Below are 17,229 nucleotides of genomic sequence, written 5' to 3'. Positions count from 1 at the left end.
ATTTTAATGAAAGTTCAAGTTAAAGTATTAGATGCCCGTTTAGGTCAAGAGTGGGCTTTGCCTTCTTATGCAACCACAGGTTCAGCAGGTTTAGATTTACGTGCTTGTTTAGATGAAGCAATTGAGATTGCTGCGGGTGAAACCGTTTTAGTGAAAACTGGCTTGGCGATTTATATCGAAGATCCAAACTTTGCGGGTTTGATTTTACCGCGTTCAGGTCTCGGTCATAAACATGGGATTGTGTTAGGTAACTTGGTGGGTTTGATTGATTCTGATTATCAGGGAGAGCTCATGGTGTCAGTTTGGAACCGTGGACAAAATAGCTTCCGTTTAGAACCAGGTGAGCGTTTAGCGCAATATGTCTTGGTTCCAGTGGTACAGGCAGAGTTCGAACAAGTGAGCGAATTTGTTGCGACTGAGCGTGGTGCGGGTGGCTTTGGACACACTGGAAAACAATAAACTTTTCAGTAATTATCACTTTAAATGCAATGTTTTGCTGAAAAACGTTGCATTTTTCATATTGATTGTTGCCTCGATATATATTACAAAGCAGCTGATTCATTATTTTAATTTTGCTGAATAAGGGTTAATTAATTTCTTAATAGTTTCTGCTTTTTTTATGGATCATAAGATTATAAAAATAGGGGCTTACAGTGAATATACAACATACATTTCCGCTAAGTATTTTCCGTGCTTATGATATTCGCGGAAAGCTCAGTAATTTAACACCAAATATTATTAGCTCGATTGCCTATGCTTTAGCTGCACAATATAAAAATGCTGAACAGACAGATGTGGTGATTGGTTATGACGCACGTTTAACCAGCCCAGCTTATGCTCATATCATTCAACAAATCTTTGAACAGCAAGGATTAAAGGTCATTAATATTGGCTGTTGTTCATCGCCAATGATGTATTACATTGCTCGTGATTTTGGTGGCAATGGGATTATGGTGACCGCAAGCCATAATCCAAAGTCTGATAATGGAATTAAATGGATTCTAAAAGGAGAACCACCTACACCTGAAGTTATTCAGCAAGTTGGGCAATTTGCACAGATTTCGTTAATACATCGAAATGATTCACAGCTTTCAGAAAATTTGACACATCAGATTATTTCTAAATACTGTTTGCAATATCAGCAATCATTACTGACTGATATTCAGTTAGCACGTCCTTTAAAAGTGGTACTAGATGGATTAAATGGTTCGGCTGGGCGGTGTGCCAAATTGGTTTTAGAAAAACTAGGCTGTACGGCAATTGCTTTACGTTGTGATGCCAATGGTCATTTTCCAGACCATGCCCCAGATCCCTCCCATGCTGAGCATTTAAGCAAGTTACAAGCTGCTATCGTGGCTGAAAAAGCCGATCTTGGGATTGCTTTAGATGGTGATGGTGATCGTGTGGTTTTACTGGACGAGAATGCACATATCATCAGCCCTGATCGCTTATTGTCGTTATTTGCCCAGATTTGTTTGCAACAGCATCCACATAAAGAAATTGTATTTGATGTGAAATGCTCAAGTATGGTGGCAGATACGGTACAACGATTAGCTGGGCAAGCCAAAATGATTCGTACAGGCAGTAGTTTCTTGCGTGCTTATCTGTCTCAATCTCAAGGGACAGCGGTCTTTGGTGGTGAGTATGCTGGCCATTATGTGTTTAATGATGGTCGTGGCTTTGGCTATGACGATGGGCTATATGCCGCATTGAGAGTGATGGAGTACCTGACCCAATCTAGCGCAGCCAACCTATCTGAATTATTGGAGGCTTACCCAGAACGCTACTGTACTGAAGACACCTATATCAGTACCCATGATGTCAATCCACAACAGGTTTTAAATGATATTGAAATTTTAAGTCATCGTTTGGGCGCTCGTTTAAGTAAAATTGATGGTGTAAGACTTGATTTTGACGATGGATTTGGCATTATTCGAGCATCAAATACTGGCGAATATTTTACCGTGCGGTTTGATGCAGATAATCAAACCCGATTAATTGAAATTCGTCAGACCTTTGTTTCTATGTTGCAAACGCAATATCCGCAGATTGCACAAGAACTCGCACTGGCTTAATAAGGAGAGACGCATGCCACATGAGCATATCGGCATTGATAAAGCAAAAATTTTGATCGAAGCTTTGCCGTATATCCAACGTTTTGCAGGAAAAACGCTGGTTGTAAAATATGGTGGTAATGCGATGACGGATCCAGAGTTGGAAAGTTCATTTGCCCGTGACATCGTGTTGTTAAAAACCGTGGGTTTAAACCCGATTGTGGTGCATGGTGGTGGTCCACAAGTGGATTCACTGTTGAAACGCCTTGGACAAGAATCTGATCGTATTGATGGGATGCGCGTGACTGATCAAGCCACCATGGAGGTGGTTGAGATGGTGTTGGGCGGTAGCGTCAATAAATCGATCGTAAATCTGATTAATAAGCATGGTGGCCGCGCCATTGGTTTAACGGGTAAAGATGGCAATTTACTGCGTGCACGCAAATTGCTGATGGAAAAACAGGAAGCAGACGGTTCGATTTCACAAATTGATTTGGGTATGGTCGGTGAAGTCACTGGTGTAAAAACTGATGTGCTAGAAATGTTTACCCAAAGCGATTTTATTCCCGTAATTGCACCCTTGGGTGTCGATGAGGAAGGCAATACCTATAATATCAATGCGGATCTTGTGGCGGGAAAAGTTGCAGAAGCGCTTGGTGCTGAAAAGCTGATTTTATTGACCAATATCACAGGTGTATTGGACGAAAATAAAAATCTATTGACTGGTCTAAGCACACAAGAAGTTGATCGCCTGATTGAAACAGGTGTGATTTATGGCGGTATGATTCCGAAAGTAGGTTGTGCGCTTGATGCGGTTAAAGGTGGTGTGGTTAGTGCACATATTGTTGATGGACGTGTACCGCATGCAAGCCTACTAGAGATCTTCACCGATCATGGTGTCGGTACATTGATTACCAACCGCGCCAAACATTAATTTATTCTATTGATTTTTAAAGAGACCTCGAAGGGTCTCTTTTTTTCGTCATCAGTTGTTCATGTTTTAGTCATCGCAATGTCATTTAAGCGCTTTAAGGTGAATCTAGCCATAAGGAGCTTTCATTATGCTAGAAAAATTAAATCAATATCGCCAGACATTGACTTTACCTTTACGCCACAAACCAGCTCAAAATCAATTCCGTTTTGAATGGGTGGATAATTTAAAAGAATTACAAGAAGTACAACGCTTTAGAGCGACACAATTCAGCCATCAATTTGGGATGCGCTTTGAAGACGGTTTAGACCAAGACTTATATGATTTCGGTTGCGAGCACGCGGTATTACGGGAAAAATGGACAGGCGAAATCGTGGCCTATACACGGCTTAAATTGTTCCAAGGCCATGAAATTGGACAGAGTTATAGTGCTCAAGAATTTGAAATCGTTCCACAATTCTCTCATTTACCGAGTATTCTCGAAATTGGACGTACTTGTGTTCATCCAAAATTCCGTTCGGGTAAAGCCCTGTCAATGCTCTGGTTGAACCTGACCCCTAAAGTCCTATGGTCTATGCGTGCCAAGTATTTGATGGGTTGCGTTAGTATTCATTTAGAAGATAATTTGGCGCGTGCTTACTACACCCATCGTCAGATTCAACAATTGGGTGAGCATCAGACGATTGATATTCGTTCAAAGCGTAGCTTTGAGCCAGAGCGTCCTGATTATAGTTTCCCGCAAGATGAGCGTATGCCAAAGCTTTTCCAAACTTATTTAGGAATGCAGTCGAAATTGTCAAAACAAGCATTTTATGATGAAGATTTTAAATGCTTGGATTATTTTGTTTTCCTTGAAGTGAATAAGATTGCCACTTCTTTTGTGATGAACAAAATGGTGCAACGTTAGTACCTTATCATTCTTAATCTAATAGTGAGCACATATTGAGATTTACAAGGTATCTCTCCCTCATGCACAATAGGCATAGATGTTAGATAGTTAAAAGATATGTGCCAGCTATTAGGAATGAATTGCGCCACCCCGACAGATATTACTTTTTCTTTTCGTGGGTTTTCACAACGCGCAGGGGTGACCTCTGACCACTGTGATGGTTTTGGGATCGCTTTTTTTGAAGATAAAGCCTGCCGATTATTTGTGGATAATCAATCTGCAGTTGAATCTCCTATTGCTGATTTAATTCGCAACTATCCAATCAAGTCTCGTAATGTGATTGCGCATATTCGTAAAGCCACGCAAGGTAAAATCAATTTAGAAAACTCACATCCTTTTTTGCGTGAGTTATGGGGCAGACATTGGATTTTTGCCCATAATGGCGATTTACATGATTTTAAACCTGAGTTAAGTGGCCGTTTCGAGCCAGTAGGTAATACTGATAGTGAACTGGCATTTTGTTATTTACTGGATCAATTTGTTGAAGCCTTTGGCTACACCGAACCCAGCCTAGAAGAAATCTTTGCACTATTACAGCGGATTGCTCCGCAGATTGCAGAGCACGGCACATTTAATTTCTGTTTATCAAATGGCAAGGCGCTATTTAGTTATGCCACAACCAAACTGCATTGGTTAGTCCGCGAATATCCATTTCAACCTGCCCATTTAATTGATCTCGATGTTGAAGTCGACTTTAGTCAAGTAACCACGCCTGAGGATCGGGTTGCCGTGATTACAACGGAGCCTTTAACGCATAATGAAGCATGGACAGCATACCAAGCCGGGGAAATGATTTTATTTCAGCACGGTAAGCCGATTCTGCATGCCTTGACTCGAGTGGAGCGTTTAATCCGCGAGGCAGAAAACCCAGCCTTAAAACGAGTAACTAAAGCAGACCAGTATTAATATTTAAAAAGGTATTAATAATATATATATTAGATATACCTTTTATGAGTAAAACCTTTTTATTTTTTAGTTATTCTAATAAAATTAGATAGATATTTTTTCTAACTGGTTAAAAAATACTTGAGTGTTTTGATTGGTTAAAATATTAAAATAAATATAAAACAAGGGTTTAATTTATTTTTCTTATAAATAGTTAAAATCTGACAAAAATGCTGTGTTTTTATTTAATTGCTTTGTCGATATTATATTCTTATTCAATAAATCAAATATGGTTTGGGGTTCGATCTGGGTATGAAATGGTCTGTCGAATATAATACAGGAATCGAGGTGATTGATGATCAGCATCGTCGCATTCTCGATTATATTAATGAAATTGATGAATTAAATGAGGGCGATGATCGGGCGAAATTAAAAGGTATTTTGGATAATATCATTGATTATACCCAGTCTCATTTTACTTTTGAAGAAAGCTTACAAGAAGAAGCAAACTATAAATATCGCGTACCACATAAGCGTGTACATGACTTATTTATCAAAAAGATAGAGACTTATCGTCAACGTTTTGAGTTGGGGCAAGAAATTGATAGTGAGCTGCATGAAGCACTATCAAAATGGTTAATCAACCATATCCGCCATGATGATGCAGATTATGTGGGCGCTGTAAAGGAAAATATGATTGGAATCATTAAGGAAAATGAAAAGAAAAAAGGGAAAAACTGGTTTTCTCGATTCTTCTCATAATAATAAGACAATAATAAAAGACCCCTTATGATAAATAATAATAAGGAGTGGTATGAGTGAACATAAGGGGTTTACTTAATAATATAATAATTCGTGCGCAGCAAATCATCGTAAGGTGATTTGCTTCTTTCTTTCGATATCTTTTGTTTTGATTTTCAGGCGTGAGAAAGGCAAAATAGATTGAATATTTCATTGCAAACTCCATAAAGCGCAATGAGCTCAAAGATTTTTCAAGGAATGCATTATGCAGGACACAACTCTGTCACGCTGGCTTGCACCAGTGATGGCGTTTTGCCTATCTTTTGTCATGATTACCACATTGGCGCCTACTGTTGGAATCCAGATCGATCGTCAATTCGATTTCTGGCTACTGTGGTTAGGCACCATGATTTTATTGGCATTACCTATCGGTTATCTTGAAATTGCTTTAGCTAAACGTTCGCAAACGACTGCATTACAGGCACTTTCTAGCTTAACACGTGATGCAGATGCGTCACCAAAATGGCGTATTGTGGGATGGTTGGCGGTTGTTTTTGTCCCATTTTTTGCTGGCAGTATGCTGATGACAGCAACACAGGTGACCAGCCAACAACTTGGATTAGATCTCTCAAGCCAAGTGGTTTTTGCGATTTTTGCGGTTGTGGCATTGGCACTGTCTTTTATTCCTCGTCAGTTTTTAATCGTTTTAACCCTGCTCGGGGTACTCGCTGCACTCGTACTTGCCAATGTGATGGGAACCCATTTACAAGCATGGCATTGGACGGGTGTCGAGTTTAAGGAGTGGGGCAATGCGACAGTACTTGCTTTGGTCGCAAGTGGTTTAGGCCTCGGTTTATATTGGCAGAGTAGTTTAGCAGCAGTAAAGCAGCAAGATGCCGCTACAACTGCGGTATTGCCGATTTGGGTGGCACAACTGCTTGCGGTGATTGCATTTGGCTTTTTCTCAGTTCAAACACAGCTTCCAGCGTTAGTATGGGTTTTTGCGGCAACAATGTCTGCTGCCTTATTAATTCAATTTGCCAAAGAGCAATTGGCGCAGCGTCAACTTGCGATTGTGATGCAATGGCTCATTTTACTAGCGGCAATTGCTATTTGGGCTGTGCCACAAGTCGAGCAAATTTTTAATACCTTGTTAATGTTATGGGGACTAGTGATTTGCCTAGTTTATGCATTGTTTGCTGGCTGGATTATGAAGATTAGCCATTTGCGCAAAGCGATGGGCTTTAGCAATGAGCTGTTTTATAACCTCTGGCGTATTGCCATCCGTATCGTGTTACCACTTTCAATTGTGGTGGCAATGATTGCGGTGATTGGGCAAGTGCTGTAATGGAGCAGGTTCAACAGGTTTGGGTGGCTTATGCACCACCTGAGCAGCAATTTCATCTCGCAGTTCGTTTTCATGAGGGTATGACGGCGCAACACGCGATTGATGCCAGTGGCTTAGCTGAGCAGGTAAGCTTGCCAGAGCTTTTGCATTTGGGAATATTTGGTAGCAAGATTGAAGCAGATACCGTGTTGCATGCGGGTGATCGTGTTGAGATCTATCGCGCGCTTACCATTAACCCGAAAGATATTCGGCGTAAGCGGGCGGCGAAGAATCCAGTTGGGCGATTTATTAAAGGTAATCGTTTTAGACCATCAAGCTCATAAAGAAAACCCCTCACGATTGATTCGATGAGGGGTTTCTTTTTACGGGAAAGCCGTTATAGTGGTGGCGCAGTCAAAATCGCTTCTTTTGATGCCGGTAAACCAGGTTGTGACTCTGGAATCGTATCTAAACCTTCCAGGCGTTCGACATTACCATTCGCATCAAAATAAACTTTTAAATGTTGACCGTGAGCCGCAGGTATTTTTGCTTTTTTCGCATAAGTACCTGGGATATAGTTGTAGATGTAGTCCCAACGTTGTGGATTCAGTGGATCTGTCACTGTTGGACTACCAAGCAAGAAACGGACTTGCTGAAAGCTCATGCCCACTTGTACTTGAGAAGCTTGTGCTTTGGTTAATGGTGTTCCCTGTGGAATATCAACTTTATAAACACCAAAGACTGAACAACCGCTAAGTACTGAAGTGACGAACAACGCCAGCATGATTTTTTGCATTTTGCTACACTATCCTGATAAATGATGATGCATTTGGTTCAAGGATAGATCATACTGCATCTAAACTCTATTGCCTATTCCAACTTAAGATTTGTTGAGAGACCTTTTTTTATGCCGATTTCCAATCAAGACTTACGCAAAGCTGGACTTAAAGTTACCCTTCCTCGTATTAAGATTTTGGAATTATTAGAAAATTCAAAACAACATCATTTAAGTGCTGAAGATATTTATAAAACCTTGCTTGAACAAGGTGAAGATGTTGGCTTAGCGACGGTTTACCGTGTGTTAACACAATTCGAAGCTGCAGGTATTATTCAGCGTCATCATTTTGAAAACAATCACTCTGTTTTTGAAATCATGCAGGAAGATCATCATGATCACCTTGTTTGCTTAAATTGTAATAAAGTTATTGAATTTACAAATGATATTATCGAGAAAGAGCAACATTCAGTTGCAGACCAACATGGTTTTGCTCTAACTGGACACTCTTTAAACCTATACGGTTACTGTAGTGATGCAGAATGCCAAGAGGCTTATCGTAAAAAATAAGTTGTATTGAGTAAAAAATCTAAGTGTTCACGAAAACTGAACAAATAAAAAGGGAAGGTTACAAAAACCTTCCCTTTTTTAATGGCTTAATTTGAATTATTGGCCATCGAAGGTGATGTTACGGCTGGCACTCAATAACTGGTCTGCGCCTTCTTCTGACAGTTTGATGGTGAGACGTAAGTCGTTTGGCGAGTCTGCGTGTTTCAAGGCATCTTTATAAGTAATCTGACCTGCTTTATAAAGGTCGAATAGGGCTTGGTCAAAGGTTTGCATACCCAATTCGCGTGAACGTTTCATCAGATCTTTAATCTCATGAATTTCACCTTTACGGATATAATCCGCCAAAAGTGGTGTATTGATCAAAATCTCAATCGCAGCACGACGTGAATTACCATCCGGTGTTGGAATCAACTGCTGTGCGACGAGCGCTTTTAAATTCAGCGACAAATCCATATACAATTGACTATGACGGTCTGCTTCAAAGAAGTGAATAATACGATCCAGTGCTTGGTTAGCGTTGTTAGCGTGCAGGGTGGCAAGCACCAAGTGACCTGTTTCGGCGAAAGCGATGGCATAGTCCATGGTTTCACGTGAACGAATCTCACCAATCAAGATTACGTCAGGCGCCTGACGTAGTGTATTCTTCAGCGCAATCTCAAATGAATCGGTATCAATCCCGACCTCACGCTGTGTCACGATACAGCCTGCATGTTGATGCACAAATTCAATCGGGTCTTCAATGGTGATGATATGACCTTTGGAATTTTGATTACGGAAACCAATCATTGACGCAAGAGACGTCGATTTACCTGTACCTGTTGCACCTACAAAAATGATGATGCCACGTTTGGTCATCGCCAATTCTTTGAGTACTTCTGGCAGTTTTAGATCATCCATGCTTGGAATATGGGTTTCAATCTTACGCAGTACCATGCCTGGCATATCACGTTGCTGAAAAGCACTGACACGGAAACGAGCAGTCTTTTCACGGTTCATGATCGCGAAGTTACATTCACGTGTCTCTGCAAATTCTTTACGCTGCTTGTCGGTCATAATGGATTGCACCAGTTGACCTACAATTTCCCCTGAAAGTTTCGATTTGGAAACAGGCACGATCTGCCCGTTAATTTTCATTGAAGGTTCAACATCCGCAGTGACAAATAAGTCCGATGCATTTTGTTGAATCATCAAATTGAGTAAATCATTAAAGTCCATGATATTTCTCTAATCCATTTATTTTTATAGGAATGATTCAGGTTGTTTGGCCACGGTACGTGCAGTTTGAGGGCTAATTAAGCCTTTAGACACCAGTGTTTTTAGGCTTTGATCCAAAGTGGTCATTCCGTAGTTGGCACCTGTTTGGATCGCAGAATACATTTGTGCGACTTTGTTTTCACGGACAAGGTTACGAATCGCAGGAATACCGATCATGATTTCATGTGCAGCGACACGACCGCCGCCATTCTTTTTCAATAGTGTTTGAGAAATCACGGCTTGCAGAGATTCAGACAGCATGGCACGCACCATGTCTTTTTCTTCTGCAGGGAATACGTCGATGACACGGTCAATGGTTTTCGCCGCAGAGGTGGTATGCAGTGTACCAAACACCAAGTGACCTGTTTCCGCAGCGGTCAGTGCCAAGCGGATGGTTTCTAAGTCACGCATCTCACCGACCAGAATAATGTCAGGGTCTTCACGTAATGCTGAACGTAGTGCTGCATTAAAGCCGTGGGTATCGCGATGTACTTCACGTTGGTTGATTAGACATTTTTTCGATTGGTGTACAAATTCAATTGGATCTTCGACCGTTAGAATATGGTCATAACGGTTTTCGTTAATATAGTCGATCATCGCTGCAAGTGTGGTGGATTTACCCGAACCCGTTGGGCCTGTGACGAGTACAATTCCACGTGGATAATCACAGATTTCTTTGAAAATTGAACCTAAGCCCAAATCTTCCATCGTTAAAACTTTAGATGGAATGGTACGGAACACCGCACCTGCACCACGGTTCTGGTTAAATGCGTTGACACGGAAACGGGCAATATTCGGTACTTCAAATGAAAAGTCAGTTTCTAAATCTTCTTCAAAGTCACGACGTTGTTTATCATTCATAATGTCGTACACCAAGCGATGTACATCTTTATGTTCAAGTGCTGGTAAGTTAATACGACGAACTTCACCATCCACACGAATCATAGGAGGCATACCCGCTGAAAGGTGTAAATCGGAAGCACCGTTTTTAACTGAAAAGGCGAGTAGTTCTGTAATATCCATAATTTCCCCGAAACAAACTAAAATGTCTCATTATTTTGTAGAATAATATAAGGCTTTCATTCGGGCTTACCAACACCTTAAAGAATGGAAAGCAAAAAAAGATTTCGTAAATGAGAACTGTGTCAATGAATCAATCGCAACAATCCCGCCAATCTGTTTTAAATCAAATAGAACAAGCCTGTCAGCGTGTTCAACGTGATCCTGTAACAGTGCAATTGTTGGCGGTTTCCAAGACACATCCTGGTGCCAGCCTTCGCGAAATGTATGCAGTCGGGCAGCGTTGTTTTGGTGAAAACTATTTACAGGAAGCGTTAGAAAAAATTGAGGAATTAAAAGAACTAGAAATCGAATGGCATTTTATTGGACATGTGCAGCGTAATAAAACCAGGCATCTGGCTGAGAAATTTGATTGGGTACATGGGGTTGATCGTTTGATCATCGCTGAGCGTTTATCCAGTCAGCGTTTAGATACTCTACAACCCTTGAATATTTGTTTGCAGGTGAATATTGATGGGCAAGATTCTAAAGATGGTTGCCAACCTGCGGAGGTCGCTGAACTGGTTCAGCAAATCAGCCAGCTCCCCAATATCCGTTTACGTGGTTTGATGGTGATTCCTGCACCCGAAAATCATGCTGCATTTGCTGATGCTAAAGTGCTATTCGAGCAAGTGAAAGCGCAACATGCACAACCGCAAGACTGGGATACCTTAAGTATGGGCATGTCTGCTGATCTGGACGCTGCAATTGCGGCAGGTTCAACCATGGTGAGGGTAGGAACTGCATTATTCGGAGTACGGGATTATTCAAATTAATATAGCGTGAATTGAATAAAGAGCCGTATAAATAAAGAACAAATTACAATTATATAAAATATCTCTGCTGCTGAAAAAAACGGCATAAATTAGAATGACGTGTTTATTCATTTATATTCAACCTGAATATAAATGAATCACGATTATTTTTACAAAGATAAAAATTGAATTTAGGATCACGTTTAAAATGAAAAAACTCTATTTTTTAATCTCTTTTATTTTATGTCTATTTTTAGCAGCGTGCAGTAAAAAACAGAGTGATGTGGCTGCAGAGGCTGCCGATAGTAATGCTCAAGTGGCTGTAGATGAGAAACTGGGTACCAAATGGGGCGATGAGATTAGCTCTCATGTGACCGAGGTGAATTTAAGCCGTTTAACCGAGCAACCGATTGCTGAATCACAAGTCCGTTATGCCAACAAACAATATCAAGGCAAGACCGTTAACAGTATTTCGTTGGCAGCAGGGAAAATTAGTTTTTCTATTGTTGATGATACTGATCAACCCTTTGCTTTATCTCGTGATGGCCAAAACTATTATCTCTCAGCAAAAGATGGTCAAAGCTACCAATTAAAATATGAAAACCATACCGACAATACCTATGAAATCGTCGCAAGTGTTGATGGGATCGATGTTTTAGATGGCAGTGCCGCTTCACGAAATAATGCAGGTTATGTGCTGCATCCGCACAGTGAAATTACCATAGAAGGCTTCCGTAAGAGTGACTCTGCTGTCGCTTCTTTTACCTTTAGTAAGCCTGAGGATGCTTATGCAGCAAATTCGGATAATGGCTCAATTCAGAATACAGGCATTATTGGAACAGCGATTTATCAAGTTGAATCACTGAAGTCCGCTGATGCAGCTGCAGAAGAAAAGCCATCTAAGTATGCTCCTCCACCAAAGGCTTTCCCCGCTGATAAGAATGAATAATGGATAAAAACATCCCTAAAAGATTGGTTAGCTTGAAGGGATGTTCTTATTTAAAAATAAGAATTTCTATAAGACGTTTAAAATCATATAGATTTTGATCGGCCAATGATAAATGAATAGAAGGCAATCTAGCCTCTGTTATTTAAAATGTAGGTATATAAATGAATATCGCAAAATGCATATTGACTGTTTTAATTGTTGTTATATGTACTTCTAGTAAGGCAACTCCAACACCTGAAATTGAAAAAGCAGTTATTTCTGAGCATAAAACATATCAGGATTTTAAAGAAACTTTTATGTTTTTAATTGCAAAACTAGCGGAAAATACTGGAAATGATTCGCAACAAGATGAGGTCATTGATGCGCATTGGGCATGTGTACATCAAAATCAAATTGTTAAGATGTTTAATAATAATCAAAAATATAGAAAACAGTTTGACCAAGAGTTTGCCAAAGAATATACAACATTTGATGATACTTTAAAGGGCTTTCAAAAGTCTGTGCTCGAAACCAAATCTGTTTGTGCTGAGATGAAAACAGCCTACGACAAAATTTAAAGTTCAAAAAGGGGTGCAATTAGAACCTAATTCATCCCTTAAATGACTTCGAACTTGACCAAATGGTTATGCCTGAATTTTTAAAGGTCTTTGTGCATATTTTCTTTTTTTAAGTTATTTACTTTAAGCCTTTTAATGTTTCGATGAAGTTTTTAAAATCATGAAGATTTTGATCAGCTATTGCTGAGGAAATCGCTGGATTGGGATGAAAGAAAATGCTTTTCATCCCGACAGCCTGTGCACCTTGTATGTCTGCCAGTTCATTATCTCCGACAAAGATACAATCTTGTGGGCAAACACCAAGCTGCTGACAAGATAATAGAAAAATTGCGGGATCTGGTTTTCTCAGTCCGACTGCTTCGGAAATAATGATGCTCGAAAAGAATTCAGTCAGACCTAACGCATAAAAATTATGTTCTTGAAAGGGTGTTCTGCCATTAGAGATTAATCCAATTAAATAGCCTTGTTGTTTTAATTGGATGATGGCGTTTTCTACATGTTTAAAGCAGCATGAAAATTTATTAAAATCATTGATATAACTGGTTAAAAGAATTTCTTTAGAATGATGCTGAATTAAAAACTCCTGAATCAGATTTTCATACACATGGTCTTTCCAAACTTTGCCATTATCATCCAATTCAAGAAAGCGCTGGATAAATTTTTCTCTGTCATCGGCAGCAACCAATTGAAAGAAATTAATCTGCCACGTGAGGAATTTGATTAATGATGCCGTCCGATCAAGTAAGGTTTGATCGAGGTCGAAAATAACCGCTTTTTTCTGATTCATGTGATTTAAGAATAGTGATTATTTAATCATCATAATGCTTTAACCGACAATTTCAATCCGACTCGAACCTGACCCAATCGGTTGTACTTGAATTTGTACAGGAATACGCTCATGCATTTCCTGAATGTGTGAAATTAACACCACTTTACGACCCTGACTTTGCAGCTGATCTAAGGCATTCATCACCATATGTAAAGAGGAGGCATCCAGCGTCCCAAAGCCTTCATCAATAAACAGTGATTCGATTTTCATAGAACCTGAAGCCATATTGGCAATTGCCAAGGAAATCGCAAGGGCAGTCAGGAAAGACTCACCACCAGACAATGAAGCCACTGAACGGGTTTCTCCATCCATATCATGGTCAATAATGGCAAGGCTGAGGGAGTTCTCTAAACGTTTTAAGGTATAACGCTGTGACAACATACTGAGTTGTTGATTGGCATATTCAAGCAGAATATCCAAATTATATTGCTGGGCCAAATCACGGAAATCTTTACCTTTAGAATCACCAATCAAACTGGAAATTTTATTCCAGCGATGTTCCTGTTGCTGAATCTGCTGGATTTGATCTGCAAATTGTTTTTGCTTGGCAACATTTTGTTGATGGAGTTCCAATTTTAGTTTGAACTGATCGCGTTGTTCAGCTTGCTGCTGTAAGTTCTCATGATTGAGATGGATGTGTTCAAGCAGCTGAGTCTGTTCAATTGGCGGCTGTTGTTGCTGATGAGCATCTAATTGCTGTTGCAGTGTTTTGAGTGCGGAGGCGGCTTCATTGAGTGAGCGCTCTGCATTGTGTAGTGATGTTCGAATCTGCTGTTCTTGCTCAGCACGAATGGCAAGTAAATCTGCGAATAGATGTTCTTCAAACTCAGGATGCTGGCTGAGCCATGCTCGAGTTTCGGTTTTGGATTGGGCAAGGCTAGCTTGCTGCTGCTGTTGTTGAGCCTTGAGCTGTTGCAGTTCATTTTTTTGCTGTTCAAAGCTTTGACGAGCCTGTTCAAAACCTTGCTTGATCTGCTGATATTGATTTTGGAGTTGCTGACGCTGTTGATCATGCTGATTTAACCATTCATTGGCTTTAAGTTCGGTTAAACCTGTCATCGCTACAATCAATTGATGTGCTGACTCGGTATTGTGTTTGCCTTTAATCTCGATGTCTTTGAGTTGTTGGTTAAACTCGGTATGTTGAGTCAGTAAACCAACTAAATTGGACTTTAATAAATTCAGTTGCTGTTCGAGTTGGTCTTGTTGTTTGCTGAGTGTTTCAGCTTGTTCAAGCTGTTGGGCACGTTGTTGTAAATGCTGCTCAAGCTGTTGTGAGTAGGCTAAGGTTTGTTGCTGCCATAGGTTTTGTTCATCGCTATTCAGGCAATCTATAATATGCTGAATCTGTTGTTGTGACTGCTGTACGCTTTCCAGTTGATAGCGGATATTTTGAATGGTTTGGTTCAGGTGATAGTGGTCTTTATTGGCCTGATGCAATTGCTGTAACTCAAGTTCGATCTGCTGTTTGAACTGGGTTGTCTCATTGATGCATTGCTGTTGAGCTTTAGCCATTTCCACATGCGGCTGAGTTAAATCTAAGGGGACGTCGAACTGTGCTGCATGTTTGACTAACTCCTGATGTTGCAGTTTGAATTTATCATCCGCTTGTTGCATGGCAGATTGCAATTGAGTCAGTTCGGTACGAATCTGGGTAAATTGCTGCTGTGTGTTTTGCCAAAGTTGAAAGCATTGTTGCTCTTGTTGAATGGCCTGTTGCTCTTGCTGTTGTTGAAGTTCATACAAGGCTTTGGAGAGCTGACTGGCATCATCACGGTAGGGGTGTTCGGTGCTGCCACAGACCAGACAGGCTTCGCCGTGTTTGAGTTCAGCACGCAGATGTTCAATATTTTCAGCATGTAGTAAACGTTGTTGTTGCAATATTTGCTGCAATTTTTCCCGTTCAGTTTTGGCAGACTGGAATTCACCTTGGCTGGTTTGTAGTTGTTGTTCAATCTGCTGGTGTTGTAGCTGTGTGCTACTGAGCTGATGACTTAGTTCATCACATTCTTTTTTAAGTTCAAAATAATGCTGCAATTTTTGTTGAATGATATCCAGTTGATTTAGTCGAGCCTGTTGTTGCTCTCTGAGTTTTTGTTTCTGCTCAATTTGGTTTTCAATCTGTTGTGGTGTGCCAAATTTTTGAATGAGCTCATTCAACACGATCTGATCTTGTTCAAGCTTGGACTGAGCCTGTTGAATCGAACCTAAATTCTGTTCGACTTTTTGGTATTGCTGAATAAATTGCTTGAGTTGCTGCAGATGTGCATTCAAGCCTTTATCTAAAGCGGAGAATTGTGCGCTCTGTTGCAGCTGTTCAGAGCAACTTTGTTGTTGTATGGATAGGCTGTGGCGACTTTGTTCAAATTGCTGCTGTTGCTCAAGCAATGGTTGCTGTTGCGCTTCGTTTTGGTTTAAGCGGACTTTGGTTTTCTTATATTCATCAGCAATATATTCACGTTCCTGTACATATTTACGCACTTGAGTGAGTTCATGCTGATGGTTTTGTTCAAAGCTTTGAAATTGCTGTAAGGCCGTTTCAGCCTGCGTATAAGCTGCTTTTTCTTGCTCAAATTGGGTGCTTACAGCTGTAAATCGCTGCTGCTTGTGTTGAATCTGCGGTTCAAGCTGTTGCAGTGCTTTTTCCAGTTGTTGCTGTTGGAACACAACAGGACGAATGCCTGAGAAGGTTTCGAGTTGGCTGAGCCGACTGCGATCTGCTGCTAAAGCCTGATGTGCTTGAATTTGAATGTCATGCTGTTGCTGTTTCAGTGTGATTTCAGTTTGAAGTTTCTGTCGCTGTTCAAACCATTGTTGCTGTTGATTGAGCTGAACTTTGTCGGCTTCCAACTGCTGAACCTGTCGCTGTACCTGCTGGAATTGAGCCTGTAATTCAGCTATTTCTTCATCTGAGCGAATTTCGATATGACCGAGCACATTTTCGAGTTGCTTGCGCTGGTTACTGATTTCACGGGTCTTTTCAAAAGCCAGTTGTCCAATTTTGGCAAAAATACTGGAGTTGGTCAGATATTCAAGTAATTCTCCACGTTCATTATCGCGTGCCTTTAAAAATGCGGTCACTTCGGACTGCGCCAACAGTACCGCACGAGTAAATTGCTCAAAACTGAGTTGGGTAATCTGTTGAATATGCGCTTCAACCGCTTTGGTTTTATCTGCAATCACCACGCCATCGGTCAGACATTTGAGTGAACGTTGTACACTTTGTAGTTTGCCACTGGCATTTTCACGGGCACGTTTAATTTCCCAACGTGCGAGGTAATGTTTCTGGTCTTGCGCCACAAAACACAGTTCGGCAAAACCATGGCCTGTGCCGCGACGTAGAACCGTTAAAGGGGAGTTGGTCAGCAGTTCAGAACCATCGACATCTAACAGTTTGCCATCACTTTCTTTGAGACGGGGAATTTTATTAAATAAGGCCAGACACATGGCATCTAAAATGGTGGATTTACCTGCGCCGGTTTTTCCAACAATGGCAATTAGTCCAGCACTGGCCAAAGGCTCAGTTTCAAAATCAATAAAATGCTCATCTGCCAGAGATGCCAAATTTTTCAGTCGAATTGATAAAATTTTCAT

At 40.5% G+C, this 17,229-nt stretch carries 17 protein-coding genes; 12 read left to right on the top strand and 5 right to left on the bottom strand.

Annotation, left to right across the window (positions count from 1 at the left end):
- Nucleotides 1-6: 6 nt before the first annotated feature.
- The 8 genes from dut (at nt 7) to NG55_RS05905 (ending at nt 7,231) form a co-directional block, all read left to right on the top strand.
- A complete protein-coding gene (dut, locus tag NG55_RS05940) occupies nt 7-459 on the top strand; it encodes a dUTP diphosphatase (protein WP_005205429.1) in 453 nt (150 codons plus the stop codon).
- Nucleotides 460-653: 194 nt separating this feature from the next.
- Nucleotides 654-2,075: a phosphomannomutase/phosphoglucomutase gene (locus tag NG55_RS05935; protein WP_065342671.1), complete on the top strand. Its 1,422-nt coding sequence runs from the start codon at nt 654-656 to the stop codon at nt 2,073-2,075.
- Nucleotides 2,076-2,088: 13 nt separating this feature from the next.
- Nucleotides 2,089-2,988, top strand: coding sequence for an acetylglutamate kinase (gene argB / locus NG55_RS05930; RefSeq protein WP_004655163.1), 900 nt, complete (start codon nt 2,089-2,091; stop codon nt 2,986-2,988).
- Between the two features lie 127 nt (nt 2,989-3,115).
- Nucleotides 3,116-3,892, top strand: coding sequence for a GNAT family N-acetyltransferase (locus NG55_RS05925; RefSeq protein WP_016541957.1), 777 nt, complete (start codon nt 3,116-3,118; stop codon nt 3,890-3,892).
- A 99-nt stretch (nt 3,893-3,991) separates the two neighbouring features.
- Nucleotides 3,992-4,840, top strand: a complete 849-nt coding sequence (locus NG55_RS05920; protein WP_032865781.1) for a class II glutamine amidotransferase — start codon at nt 3,992-3,994, stop codon at nt 4,838-4,840.
- A 285-nt stretch (nt 4,841-5,125) separates the two neighbouring features.
- Complete coding sequence (locus NG55_RS05915) at nt 5,126-5,581, top strand: bacteriohemerythrin (RefSeq protein ID WP_004655155.1); 456 nt, start codon at nt 5,126-5,128, stop codon at nt 5,579-5,581.
- A gap of 244 nt (nt 5,582-5,825) precedes the next feature.
- Nucleotides 5,826-6,908 (top strand): SLC5/6 family protein, encoded by a 1,083-nt coding sequence (locus tag NG55_RS05910; protein WP_016541954.1) that lies wholly within the window; start codon nt 5,826-5,828, stop codon nt 6,906-6,908.
- A complete protein-coding gene (locus NG55_RS05905) occupies nt 6,908-7,231 on the top strand; it encodes an RnfH family protein (RefSeq protein WP_065342670.1) in 324 nt (107 codons plus the stop codon). The genes NG55_RS05910 and NG55_RS05905 overlap by 1 nt, the downstream gene beginning before the upstream one ends.
- Nucleotides 7,232-7,284: 53 nt before the next feature.
- Here NG55_RS05905 and NG55_RS05900 read toward each other — a convergent pair whose 3' ends face one another.
- Nucleotides 7,285-7,683 carry an outer membrane protein assembly factor BamE gene (locus tag NG55_RS05900; RefSeq protein ID WP_004655148.1) on the bottom strand — a complete coding sequence of 133 codons (399 nt, stop codon included), beginning with the start codon at nt 7,681-7,683 and terminating at the stop codon, nt 7,285-7,287.
- A 111-nt stretch (nt 7,684-7,794) separates the two neighbouring features.
- Between NG55_RS05900 and fur the strand changes: the two genes are divergently transcribed.
- Nucleotides 7,795-8,232 carry a ferric iron uptake transcriptional regulator gene (gene fur / locus NG55_RS05895; protein WP_004655147.1) on the top strand — a complete coding sequence of 146 codons (438 nt, stop codon included), beginning with the start codon at nt 7,795-7,797 and terminating at the stop codon, nt 8,230-8,232.
- A 96-nt stretch (nt 8,233-8,328) separates the two neighbouring features.
- Here fur and NG55_RS05890 read toward each other — a convergent pair whose 3' ends face one another.
- Together NG55_RS05890 and NG55_RS05885 are read right to left on the bottom strand one after the other, a co-directional pair.
- Complete coding sequence (locus tag NG55_RS05890) at nt 8,329-9,447, bottom strand: PilT/PilU family type 4a pilus ATPase (protein WP_004805191.1); 1,119 nt, start codon at nt 9,445-9,447, stop codon at nt 8,329-8,331.
- A 24-nt stretch (nt 9,448-9,471) separates the two neighbouring features.
- Nucleotides 9,472-10,509, bottom strand: a complete 1,038-nt coding sequence (locus NG55_RS05885) for a type IV pilus twitching motility protein PilT (protein WP_004655144.1) — start codon at nt 10,507-10,509, stop codon at nt 9,472-9,474.
- A gap of 125 nt (nt 10,510-10,634) precedes the next feature.
- On the opposite strand from NG55_RS05885, the gene NG55_RS05880 reads away from it, so the two are divergent.
- From NG55_RS05880 to NG55_RS05870, 3 genes are all read left to right on the top strand, one after another.
- Entirely contained in the window at nt 10,635-11,321 is a 687-nt protein-coding gene (locus NG55_RS05880) for a YggS family pyridoxal phosphate-dependent enzyme (protein ID WP_065342669.1), read from the top strand.
- A 187-nt stretch (nt 11,322-11,508) separates the two neighbouring features.
- Nucleotides 11,509-12,249: a hypothetical protein gene (locus tag NG55_RS05875; protein ID WP_065342668.1), complete on the top strand. Its 741-nt coding sequence runs from the start codon at nt 11,509-11,511 to the stop codon at nt 12,247-12,249.
- A gap of 161 nt (nt 12,250-12,410) precedes the next feature.
- Entirely contained in the window at nt 12,411-12,806 is a 396-nt protein-coding gene (locus NG55_RS05870) for a hypothetical protein (RefSeq protein WP_065342667.1), read from the top strand.
- 118 nt (nt 12,807-12,924) lie between these two features.
- Here the strand turns inward: NG55_RS05870 and NG55_RS05865 are convergent, their stop codons facing one another.
- The gene (locus tag NG55_RS05865) at nt 12,925-13,593 is read right to left on the bottom strand and encodes an HAD family hydrolase (protein WP_065342666.1); all 669 of its coding nucleotides are present in this window, start codon (nt 13,591-13,593) and stop codon (nt 12,925-12,927) included.
- 39 nt (nt 13,594-13,632) lie between these two features.
- Entirely contained in the window at nt 13,633-17,229 is a 3,597-nt protein-coding gene (locus NG55_RS05860) for an AAA family ATPase (protein ID WP_065342665.1), read from the bottom strand.

The sequence above is a fragment of the Acinetobacter gyllenbergii genome (assembly GCF_001682515.1).
GTDB lineage: Bacteria > Pseudomonadota > Gammaproteobacteria > Pseudomonadales > Moraxellaceae > Acinetobacter > Acinetobacter gyllenbergii.
The sequence above is the reverse complement of the archived record's forward strand: the minus strand, read 5'-3'. Positions and strand labels throughout refer to the sequence as shown.